At 57.0% G+C, this 1,450-nt stretch carries 1 protein-coding gene; it reads right to left on the reverse strand.

The features are described 5' to 3' along the window. Positions 1-1,337 (reverse strand): IS21 family transposase (gene istA, locus ACGYLQ_RS20785; RefSeq protein ID WP_394444678.1); only part of this gene is annotated, 1,337 nt, incomplete at its 3' end. Positions 1,338-1,450 lie beyond the last annotated feature (113 nt).

Below are 1,450 nucleotides of genomic sequence, written 5' to 3' on the forward strand. Positions count from 1 at the left end.
TCCACTGCGCACAAAACGTCCTCTTCGTTGTGCTGAAGGACCAGAGACAGAATGTCGACCATCTCTCGGTCACCGCCTTCTTTACGCAGCATGTGATCCTGCAATTGACGGAAGGCATCCGGCATCTCCGTGAACGGCGCACCATTCCGAAGTGCGCCCGGTTTGCGTTGGATAACAGCGAGATAGTGGCGCCAGTCATAGATGACCTTGCCGGGCTTTCGATGAGACCGCTCGATGATCCGCGCATGCTTGCAAACCGTTTGCCCTTCAGCGACCACGACCAGCCGTTCGGGATAAACATGCAAACTGACACGGCGGTTCGCAAAGCTGGCGGGAACGCTGTAGCGATTGCGTTCGAACGTGATCAGGCATGTGGGTGACACACGCTTACTATGTTCGATAAAGCCATCGAATGCCGGTGGCAGTGCCATCAGCGTGGGCTTCTCGGCCTCCCACACGTCAGCGATGGACCCCGGCAAAGCCTTGTGCGGTGTCTCTGTCCAAAGGGCGATACAGCGGTCTTCAAGCCATTGGTTCAGCTCTGCCAGATCGGCAAAGACCGGCATGACCTGCCACATGCGGTTACGGGCATCCTGCACATTCTTCTCAACCTGGCCTTTCTCCCAACCGGCTGCCGGATTGCAGAACTCGGGCTCAAACACGTAGTGGCTGGCCATCGCTTTGAAGCGTGCATTGACATCCCGCTGCTTGCCTCTGCCCACACGATCAACGGCGGTCTTCATATTGTCATAGATCCCGCGGCCAGGCACACCGCCGAACACGCGGAATGCATGCCAGTGGGCGTCAAACAGCATCTCGTGCGTTTGCAGCGGGTAGGCCCGAACCAAGAAAGCGCGGCTGTGTGACAGTTTGATATGAGCGACCTGAAGTTTGACGCGCTCACCGCCGATGTTGGCCCAGTCCTCGCTCCAGTCGAATTGGAAGGCTTCGCCGGGCGCGAACACCAAAGGCACGTAGGTGCCGCGCCCCGTCGTCTGTTCCGCTCGATGCCGATCTTCACGCCATGCCCGGGCGAAAGCTGCTACGCGTTCATAGGAGCCATCATATCCCAGCTTCACCAGATCAGCATGCATGTGCTTCACTGTCCGCCGCTCTTTGCGTGACTTCCGCGTCTGAATTAAAAGCCAGGCTGACAGCCGATCCGCATAGGGATCCAGCTTGCTTGGACGCTTAGGCGTCTTGAACTGCGGTTCCACCGCACCTTCACGCAGATACTTCTTTACCGTGTTCCGAGACAAACCCGTCCGCCGGGCAATCTCCCTGATTGGCATTTTGTCACGCAATGCCCAGCGTCGAATGACACTCAAAAATCCCATGTCGATCACTCCAAATCCCCCCAACCAAAACCGTCGGGGAAGTGTGTTCACATGGGTCAATTCTCAGTGACAATTTATGGGGCTACCGGGTCAGTTCTCAGTGACAATCAACA

This window comes from Sulfitobacter sp. 1A12779, assembly GCF_043557315.1.
Taxonomy (GTDB): Bacteria; Pseudomonadota; Alphaproteobacteria; order Rhodobacterales; family Rhodobacteraceae; genus Sulfitobacter; species Sulfitobacter faviae.